Below are 6,805 nucleotides of genomic sequence, written 5' to 3'. Positions count from 1 at the left end.
TTGCCCCCGATGAGGCCCTAAAGGTCGCCCATGACCCGTCCGGCAAACCCGAATACCCGCCTGCCACCGCTCAAATCCACCAACTCCACCTCACGACTCTGCCCCGGCTCAAATCGCACCGCCGTTCCCGCCGGAATATTCAGGCGCATGCCCCGGCTGGCGGCACGGTCAAACTCCAGTGCGTCATTGGTTTCGAAAAAATGGTAATGCGAACCCACCTGGATCGGCCGGTCGCCGCTGTTGGCCACGCCGAGGGTGAGGGTGCGGCGGCCGACATTGAGTTCGATCTCGCCAGGCTGGATCCGGTATTCGCCAGGAATCATGCAGGTTGCCCCAGTGTCTTGAAGTAGATGGCGGTCGGGCTGTAGCGCCCGTCCGGGCTTTGGCAGTAATCGGGCAGTTCACCGATCTTGGTGTAGCGCAGCGCCTGGTAGAAAGCTTCGGCGCCGGAGCCGGCTTCGGTGTCCAGGTACAGCAGGCCGCGCTTGTGCTGGCGCGCGGCGAGTTCCAGGGTGTGCATCAATTGCTGGCCCAGGCCATGGCGACGGGCGCTGCTGTGCACCAGCAGTTTTTGCACTTCGGCGCGGTTCAGGCCATTGGCTTTCTGGCACAGCGCCAATTGCACGCTGGCCTGCACCTGTTCGTCACGCACCACCACCCACAGCAACAGGCTGGCGTCTTCGAGACTCGCCTGCACGCCGCTGAAGTAAGCGCGGGCCTGGGCCTCATCGAAGTCGGCCATGAAACCCACCGAGGCGCCATGCTTGACCGCGTCCAGCAACAGCTCGATCAAACCCTGACGGTAATGGGCAAAGCTCTCGGCATTGACTCGACGCAGTTGCGCAGTGCTCATCGCTGTTACTCCTGGGGCGGTTCGGCGCCCGGGTTCAGGGCCAGTTGCATAAAGGTCAGGTCCAGCCAGCGGCCGAACTTGATGCCCACTTGCGGCATCTGCCCGGTGGTGATGAACCCCAGGCGCTCATGCAGGCGGATCGAGGCCTGGTTGCCGCTTTCGATGGCGGCGACCATCACGTATTTGCCGCCGCTGCGCGCGCGCTCGATCAGCACCTGCATCAGGCGCGGGCCCAGGCCCTTGCCGCGCTGGTCATTGCGCACGTACACCGAGTGCTCGACGCTGTAGCGAAAACCCTCGAAGGGCCGCCAATCGCCGAACGAGGCGTAGCCGGTGACTGCATCGTTTTCCACCGCCACCAGGATCGGGTAGCCCAGGGCCTGGCGCGCGTTGAACCATGCGAGGCGGTTGGCCAGGTCCACCGGTTGTTCGTTCCAGATCGCCGTGGTGTTGCGCACCGCATCGTTGTAGATATCGCGAATGGCGGGAAGGTCCTTTTCGGTTGCATCACGAATCATGGCCGGGCCTCAGGCAATCGGTTGATGGACGGTGACCAGCTTGGTGCCGTCGGGAAAGGTGGCTTCCACCTGGATGTCCGGGATCATTTCCGGGATGCCTTCCATCACCTGCTCGCGGCTGAGCAGGGTGGTGCCGTAGTGCATCAGGTCGGCCACGGTGCGGCCGTCGCGGGCGCCTTCCATCAGCGCGGCGGAGATGTAGGCGATGGTTTCCGGGTAGTTGAGCTTCACTCCGCGCGCCAGGCGCCGTTCGGCGACTAAGCCGGCGGTGAAGATCAGCAGTTTGTCTTTTTCCCGTGGGGTCAGGTCCATGGTTCAAGGTCCTTTAAATGCATTCTTAAATACAATGGAGATCACTGTGGGGGGGCTTGCTCCTTCCACATTTTGATCTTCATGTGCTCCAGATTCGTGGTGAAACAGCTTCCCGGCCTAACACTGCCGGACGCAACAGCCGCCATAAATCAATCAACCATCCCCGCGCCAGCAGTGCTTCACCGGCCAGGCAGCGCGCGACCAGCAAACCCGGCAGTTGGGTCAGGTCGCCGCGCACAGCGTTTGGCAGCGAGCGGCATTGTTCAAGCAATTCGGGGGCGATTTCGCCGGTCGCCAATAACGTGGCAAACACCGGCTGCCCATCCAGGCCGATCGGCGAATCCAGCAAGCCATCGCCGCCGACAATGCGCTGGCGTTCGTGCCAGAGCAACTGGCCGTCGCGGCGGATATCCAGATGGGATTGAAAATGGCCAAGGTCGAAGCGCTCGCCACTGGCTGGGCGACCCAGGGCGACCACATCCCAGTAGAACAGGCGGGCGTCGCCGTGCAGGTCGATGCGTGTGGTGAGTTCGGCCTGGGCGGCGCTGAACACGATGGTTTCCTGGGGCAGCCACTCCAGCGTGGCGCCCGCTGCGACGCCCAGCTCGAGTTGCTGATACGCCGGGCCGCTGGCGCGGTACCACTTGGCCGCGCCGGGGCTGGTCAATTGGGCCCAGGCACCCTCGGCGACATTGGCGCGGATATCCAGGCGATCCCCGCCGGCAATGCCGCCGGGCGGGTGCACGATGATGTGCTGGCACACCTCGGGGCCTTCGGCGTACAGGTGTTTTTGTACGCGCAGCGGGCCGAGGTGGCGGCGCATAACCGGGCGCGTGGTGTCGCCGAAACGCGCGTAGCCGAGTTCCAGCGCGGCGTGCCAGCTGGGGGTGAACAGGGCAGGGGAAACGGGCAGGTTCATGGTTAGATGCTTATTGTCAGGACGCTACAGATTAGATCGTTACGAGACCGCGCACACCGTCGCTGTGCATATTTTCGCCACGGCCCTGCTGCACGATTTCACCCCGGGACATCACCAGGTACTGGTCGGCCAGTTCGGCGGCAAAATCATAGAACTGCTCCACCAACAGAATCGCCATGTCACCGCGTGCCGCGAGCTTCTTGATCACCGCGCCGATTTCCTTGATCACCGAGGGCTGGATGCCTTCGGTGGGTTCATCGAGGATCAACAGGCGTGGGCGGCTGGCCAAGGCGCGGCCGATGGCCAACTGTTGTTGCTGGCCGCCGGACAAGTCGCCGCCGCGCCGATGCTTCATCTGCAGCAACACCGGAAACAGTTCGTAGATGAACGCCGGCACTTCCTTGGCTTCGGCGCCAGGGAAACGCGACAGGCCCATCAACAGGTTTTCTTCCACCGTCAGCCGCCCGAAAATCTCGCGGCCCTGGGGCACATAGGCGATGCCCGCGTGCACGCGCTGGTGCGGCTTGAAACCGGTGATGGCGCGACCTTCCCAATTCACCGCACCTTCCTTGGCCGGCAGCAAACCCATCAGGCACTTGAGCAGGGTGGTCTTGCCCACGCCGTTACGGCCGAGCAGGCAGGTCACTTCGCCGATCTTCGCGTCAAACGACAGCCCGCGCAGGATATGGCTACCGCCGTAGTATTGGTGCAGCTTGTCGACTTGCAACATATCTAAATTCTCCTCCCTCATAAAGCAAGTCAGCGACCGAGGTACACCTCGATCACGCGCTCGTTTTCCTGCACCTGCGCAAGCGAGCCTTCAGCCAGCACGCTGCCCTGATGCAACACCGTCACATGGTCGGCAATCGAGCCGACAAAGCCCATGTCGTGTTCCACCACCATCAACGAATGCTTGCCCGCCAGGCGCTTGAACAGTTCGGCGGTGAATTCGGTTTCGGCGTCGGTCATGCCCGCCACCGGTTCGTCCAGCAGCAACAGTTGCGGGTCCTGCATCAGTAGCATGCCGATTTCCAGGAACTGCTTCTGGCCGTGGGACAGCAGGCCGGCTGGGCGCTGCACCGACGCGGTAAGGCGAATGGTGTCGAGCACTTCATCGATACGGTCTTTCTGCTCGCCGCTCAGGCGTGCGCGCAGGCTGGCCCATACCGACTTGTCGGTCTTCTGCGCAAGCTCCAGGTTTTCGAACACGCTGAGGGCTTCGAACACCGTGGGTTTCTGGAACTTGCGGCCGATGCCGGCCTGGGCGATCCGCACTTCGCTCATGCCGGTCAAGTCCAGGGTTTCGCCAAACCAGGCATTGCCGTGGCTGGGCCGGGTTTTGCCGGTGATCACGTCCATCAGCGTGGTCTTGCCCGCGCCGTTGGGGCCGATGATGCAGCGCAACTCGCCGACACCGATATACAGGTTGAGGTCGTTGAGCGCCTTGAAACCGTCGAAGCTGACGCTGATGTCTTCCAGGGTCAGGATCGTGCCGTGACGCGTGTTGAGGCCCTTGCCCGCGGCCTGGCCGATGCCGATCGCATCGCGGCCGCTGCCTGCATCGAAGATAGGTTCAAGCATGACGTTCCTCATTTCTTCAGCAGGCCGATAACGCCCTTGGGCAGGTACAGGGTGACGATGATGAACAGCGCCCCGAGGAAGAACAGCCAGTACTCCGGAAAGGCCACGGTGAACCAGCTCTTCATGCCATTGACCACCCCGGCGCCGAGCAACGGGCCGATCAGCGTGCCGCGCCCGCCCAGGGCCACCCATACGGCGGCTTCGATGGAGTTGGTCGGCGACATCTCGCTGGGGTTGATGATGCCCACCTGCGGCACATACAACGCCCCGGCCAACCCGCACAACACCGCGCTCAACACCCACACGAACAGCTTGAAACCACGCGGGTCGTAGCCGCAGAACATCAGGCGGTTCTCGGCATCGCGCAGCGCGGTCAGCACGCGGCCGAACTTGCTTTGCGCCAGGCGCCAGCCGATATACAGGCTGGCCACCAACAGCAACACCGTGGCGGTAAACAGCACCGCGCGGGTGCCCGGTTCGGTGATGCCGAAGCCCAGGATGCTGCGAAAGTTGGTGAAGCCGTTATTACCGCCAAAGCCCGTCTCGTTGCGAAAGAACAACAGCATTCCGGCGAAGGTCAGGGCCTGGGTCATGATCGAGAAATACACGCCCTTGATCCGCGACCGGAAGGCGAAGAACCCGAACACCAACGCCAGCAACCCCGGCGCCAAGACCACCAGGCACATGGCCCAGAGGAAATGATCTGTGCCGGCCCAATACCAGGGCAGTTCGGTCCACGACAAAAACGTCATGAACGCCGGCAATTCACTGCCGGCGGCCTGGCGCATCAGGTACATGCCCATCGCATAGCCGCCGAGGGCAAAAAACAAACCGTGGCCGAGCGACAGCATCCCGGCGTAGCCCCACACCAGGTCCAAGGCCAGCGCGACGATGGCGTAGCAGAGGATCTTGCCCACCAACGTCAGGGTGTACGCCGACACGTGCAGCGGGTTCTCCGGCGCGAGCAGCGAGCACAACGGCAAGGCCAGCAGCAGGGCCAGGATGACCGTGCCGACGGCAATCGTCGCCTTGGGGCCGGCCTTTTGCGCGGCCGTAAGCATCAATGGCTGGTTCATCAGTCGATCACCCGTCCTTTCAGTGCGAAGAGTCCCTGCGGGCGTTTCTGGATAAACAGAATGATCAGCGCGAGGATCAGGATCTTGCCGAGCACGGCGCCGATCTGCGGCTCAAGAATCTTGTTGGCGATGCCCAGGCCGAAGGCCGCCGTGACGCTGCCGGCCAACTGGCCGACACCGCCGAGCACCACCACCAGGAACGAGTCGATGATGTAGCTCTGGCCCAGGTCCGGGCCGACGTTGCCGATCTGGCTCAGCGCCACGCCGCCCAGGCCTGCGATGCCGGAGCCGAGGCCAAAGGCGAGCATGTCCACGCGCCCGGTAGGCACGCCGCAGCAGGCCGCCATGTTGCGGTTCTGCGTGACCGCGCGCACGTTGAGGCCCAGGCGCGTCTTGTTCAGCAGCAGCCAGGTCAGCACCACCACGAACAGCGCGAAGGCGATGATCACGATGCGGTTGTACGGCAGCACCAGGTTGGGCAGCACCTGGATGCCGCCGGACAGCCATTGCGGGTTGGCCACTTCAACGTTCTGTGCGCCGAACACCAGGCGCACCAGTTGGATCAGCATCAAGCTGATGCCCCAGGTCGCCAGCAGGGTTTCCAGGGGGCGGCCGTACAGGTGACGAATCACCGTGCGCTCCAGCGCCATGCCGATGGCGGCGGTGACAAAAAACGCCACCGGCAGCGCGACCAGCGGGTAGAACTCGATGGCCGCAGGCACGTAGCGCTGCATCAGCAACTGCACCACATAGGTCGAGTAGGCGCCGAGCATCAGCATCTCGCCGTGGGCCATATTGATCACGCCGAGCAGGCCGAAAGTGATCGCCAGCCCCAGCGCCGCCAGCAACAGGATCGAACCCAGCGACATGCCGCTGAACGCCTGGCCGAGAATTTCGCCCAGCATCAGTTTGCGTTTGACCTGGGCCAGGCTGGTCTCGGCGGCGGTGTGCACGCCGGCATCGGTTTCGACACCGGGAGCGAGCAGGGCTTCCAGGCGCGTGCGCGCCAGCGGGTCGCCGGTGCTGCCGAGCAAGCGCACGGCGGCCAGGCGCACCACCGGGTCGGGGTCGACCAGTTGCAGGTTGGCCAGGGCCAGGCTCAGGGCCGTGTGCACGCCTTCATCGGTTTCGGCGGCGACTTGCTGGTCGAGGAATTTGAGTTGCGCCGGTTGTGCGCTTTTTTGCAGGGTAACCGCAGCCACCAGGCGCACCTTGGGGTCGGCGGCGAGCAATTGCTGGCTGGCTTGCACGTTATCGATCAAACCGCGCAGGCGGTTGTTCAGGCGCACGGTCTTGGTTTCGCCGTTGAGCGTGAGCTGACCTTGTTGCAGGGCGTCCACCAACTCGATGCGCGCCGGGTCGGGCTGGGCGGCCCAGTCCTGGAGCAGCTTGGCTTGTTGCGTCGGGTTGGCGGCCAGGAAGTCTTCGGCGTCGCCGGCGTGGGCCGCCAAAGGCAGCAGCAGCAGGACTGTGACTATGAAACGGTGCAGGGCAGTGGGCATACAAAATGTCCTGATCTTGCGGGGACAGTGTGGGAGGGGGCTTG

Annotated in this window: 9 protein-coding genes; all 9 read right to left on the bottom strand. The window is 63.5% G+C overall.

Annotated elements, in window-relative coordinates; translation table 11 throughout:
* Nucleotides 1–17 precede the first annotated feature (17 nt).
* The 9 genes from JWR98_RS20960 to urtB all read right to left on the bottom strand — a co-directional run bounded on the left by JWR98_RS20960 (nt 18) and on the right by urtB (nt 6,761).
* A complete protein-coding gene (locus tag JWR98_RS20960) occupies nt 18–323 on the bottom strand; it encodes an urease subunit beta (protein WP_078731352.1) in 306 nt (101 codons plus the stop codon).
* Nucleotides 320–853, bottom strand: a complete 534-nt coding sequence (locus JWR98_RS20955) for a GNAT family N-acetyltransferase (protein ID WP_078731353.1) — start codon at nt 851–853, stop codon at nt 320–322. Before JWR98_RS20955 ends, JWR98_RS20960 begins: the two co-directional genes overlap by 4 nt.
* A 5-nt stretch (nt 854–858) precedes the next feature.
* The gene (locus tag JWR98_RS20950; protein WP_003171435.1) at nt 859–1,371 is read right to left on the bottom strand and encodes a GNAT family N-acetyltransferase; all 513 of its coding nucleotides are present in this window, start codon (nt 1,369–1,371) and stop codon (nt 859–861) included.
* A 9-nt stretch (nt 1,372–1,380) separates the two neighbouring features.
* Nucleotides 1,381–1,683, bottom strand: a complete 303-nt coding sequence (ureA, locus tag JWR98_RS20945) for an urease subunit gamma (protein ID WP_003171437.1) — start codon at nt 1,681–1,683, stop codon at nt 1,381–1,383.
* A 79-nt stretch (nt 1,684–1,762) separates the two neighbouring features.
* A complete protein-coding gene (locus JWR98_RS20940) occupies nt 1,763–2,602 on the bottom strand; it encodes an urease accessory protein UreD (protein ID WP_078731354.1) in 840 nt (279 codons plus the stop codon).
* A 31-nt stretch (nt 2,603–2,633) separates the two neighbouring features.
* Entirely contained in the window at nt 2,634–3,332 is a 699-nt protein-coding gene (urtE, locus tag JWR98_RS20935) for an urea ABC transporter ATP-binding subunit UrtE (RefSeq protein WP_078731355.1), read from the bottom strand.
* Between the two features lie 29 nt (nt 3,333–3,361).
* Entirely contained in the window at nt 3,362–4,195 is an 834-nt protein-coding gene (gene urtD, locus JWR98_RS20930) for an urea ABC transporter ATP-binding protein UrtD (protein WP_179119874.1), read from the bottom strand.
* Nucleotides 4,192–5,259, bottom strand: coding sequence for an urea ABC transporter permease subunit UrtC (gene urtC, locus JWR98_RS20925; protein ID WP_078731357.1), 1,068 nt, complete (start codon nt 5,257–5,259; stop codon nt 4,192–4,194). Before urtC ends, urtD begins: the two co-directional genes overlap by 4 nt.
* Nucleotides 5,259–6,761, bottom strand: coding sequence for an urea ABC transporter permease subunit UrtB (gene urtB, locus JWR98_RS20920; protein ID WP_205491095.1), 1,503 nt, complete (start codon nt 6,759–6,761; stop codon nt 5,259–5,261). Before urtB ends, urtC begins: the two co-directional genes overlap by 1 nt.
* Nucleotides 6,762–6,805 lie beyond the last annotated feature (44 nt).

Origin of the sequence: Pseudomonas lactucae (assembly GCF_016937615.1) — a bacterium.
GTDB classification, from domain to species: domain Bacteria; phylum Pseudomonadota; class Gammaproteobacteria; order Pseudomonadales; family Pseudomonadaceae; genus Aquipseudomonas; species Aquipseudomonas lactucae.
This window is presented reverse-complemented; position numbering and strand designations above follow the sequence as displayed.